This is a genomic window from Streptomyces sp. NPDC019890 (genome assembly GCF_044903445.1).
Lineage (GTDB): Bacteria > Actinomycetota > Actinomycetes > Streptomycetales > Streptomycetaceae > Streptomyces.
In genome coordinates this window covers 1-1,698 of record NZ_JBJDQK010000088.1, presented here as the reverse complement: position 1 = coordinate 1,698, position 1,698 = coordinate 1, and the positions used below count along the sequence as shown (strand labels likewise).

The following is a 1,698-nucleotide window of genomic DNA, read 5'->3' as shown; positions in this document are numbered from 1 at the left end:
GCAGCCGTACTTGTTGTCGAACTTCGACTTCGTCACCGCATCGTTCACGTTGATCGCCGGGAACAGCAGCGTGCCGTCCCGGTGCATCTCGTACAGCCGGTGCACACCCGTCGTGGTCTCCTCCGTCACACCACGGATCTCCGAGGCCAGTTCGGACCACTTGATGGTGGAGCGGTTCAGCAACTCGAGGACGATACGGAACTCCTCGTTGTCCGCCGTCGAGGGGTCGGGAACCTTGCCCGCCTTCTCGAACTCGACGCCCTTGTGCACCAGGAGCGTGGCATCACCGCCGTCGTCCAGGATCATGTTGGGGCCGGGATGGCCCGGCCAGGTCAGCGCCTGCTCCGTGCACCACCAGTACTCCTCCAGCGTTTCGCCCTTCCAGGCGAAGACCGGGATCCCTGCTGCCGCAATCGCCGCGGCGGCGTGGTCCTGGGTGGAGAAGATGTTGCAGGACACCCAGCGCACCTCGGCTCCGAGGGCGACCAGCGTCTCGATCAGCACGGCCGTCTGCACGGTCATGTGCAGCGAACCGGTGATCCGCGCGCCGGCCAGCGGCTTGGTGGCGGCGTACTCCTTGCGGATCGACATCAGGCCGGGCATCTCATGCTCGGCGAGGGTGATCTCCTTGCGACCGAACTCCGCGAGGGAAAGGTCGGCCACCTTGAAGTCAGTGGCGGACTGAGAGGGCATGGGTACTCCTCGTCTTCGTGACGCCCCGGTGTATCTCCACCGTCGCAGGCGATCGGTTCAGGGTGATGTAGTGCAGTCCCGGAGCGCCTTCGTCGAGCAGCCGCTCCGCCATCGCGATCGCATGGTCGACACCGATCCGATGAGCTTCCTGCGGCTTGTCCCGGGCGGCGAACAGCCGCCTGGCCAGGTCGTCCGGAAAGGCCGCGTTGCTGAGTTCGGCGAAGCGCCTGATCTGCCGGTAGTCGGTGGCCGGCATGATCTCGGGGATGATCGGGGTGTCGCACCCCGCCGCCGCGGCCCGATCGCGCAGCCGCAGGTAGTACTCCACGTCGAAGAACATCTGGGTGATCGCGTAGTCGGCGCCCGCGCGGCACTTGGCCGCGAAGTGCCTGATGTCGCTGTCCCAGTCCGGGGAGCGGGGGTGCCGCTCGGGGAAGGCCGCTACGCCGACACTGAAGTCCCCCAGCTCCCTGATGAGTTCGACGAGCTCGATGGCGTACGTCAGTCCCCGCGGATGGGACACCCAGGCGCCCTGCGGATCGCCGGGCGGGTCGCCGCGCAGGGCGAGTACGTCACGGATGCCGGCGTCCGCGTACTGGCCGATGATGTGCCGCAGTTCGGCCACCGAGTGCCCGACGGCCGTCAGATGGGCGACCGGGCGCAGGGTGGTCTGTGCGGCGATCCTCTTCGTCACGGCGACGGTGCGGTCCCGGGAGGATCCCCCCGCTCCGTACGTCACCGAGACGAAGACCGGCGACAGGGATTCGATACGGCGGATCGCGTCCCACAGGCGCTCTTCGCCGACGTCAGTCTTGGGCGGGAAGAACTCGAAGGAGTACGACCGCTCCCCCGCCGCGAGCACATCTCGCAGAGTCCTCACAGCCGGGCCCTTCCCGCGTTGAAGTACTGGGCTTCGGGGTGGTGGATGACGATCGCGTCGGTGGACTGCTCGGGGTGGAGCTGGAACTCCTCCGACAGCCGGACACCGATCCGCTCGGGTTCGAG

General features: G+C 67.3%; 3 protein-coding genes. All 3 read right to left on the bottom strand.

All coding sequences use genetic code 11. From position 1 onward, the window contains the following. A partial coding sequence (locus ACI2LP_RS34390) for an adenosylhomocysteinase (protein ID WP_404728463.1) occupies positions 1 to 693 on the bottom strand: 693 nt, incomplete at its 3' end. Beyond that, the gene (gene metF, locus ACI2LP_RS34385; RefSeq protein ID WP_404728462.1) at positions 671 to 1,573 is read right to left on the bottom strand and encodes a methylenetetrahydrofolate reductase [NAD(P)H]; all 903 of its coding nucleotides are present in this window, start codon (positions 1,571 to 1,573) and stop codon (positions 671 to 673) included. The genes metF and ACI2LP_RS34390, both read right to left, overlap by 23 nt. Then, a partial coding sequence (locus ACI2LP_RS34380; RefSeq protein ID WP_404728464.1) for a vitamin B12 dependent-methionine synthase activation domain-containing protein occupies positions 1,570 to 1,698 on the bottom strand: 129 nt, incomplete at its 5' end. The genes metF and ACI2LP_RS34380, both read right to left, overlap by 4 nt.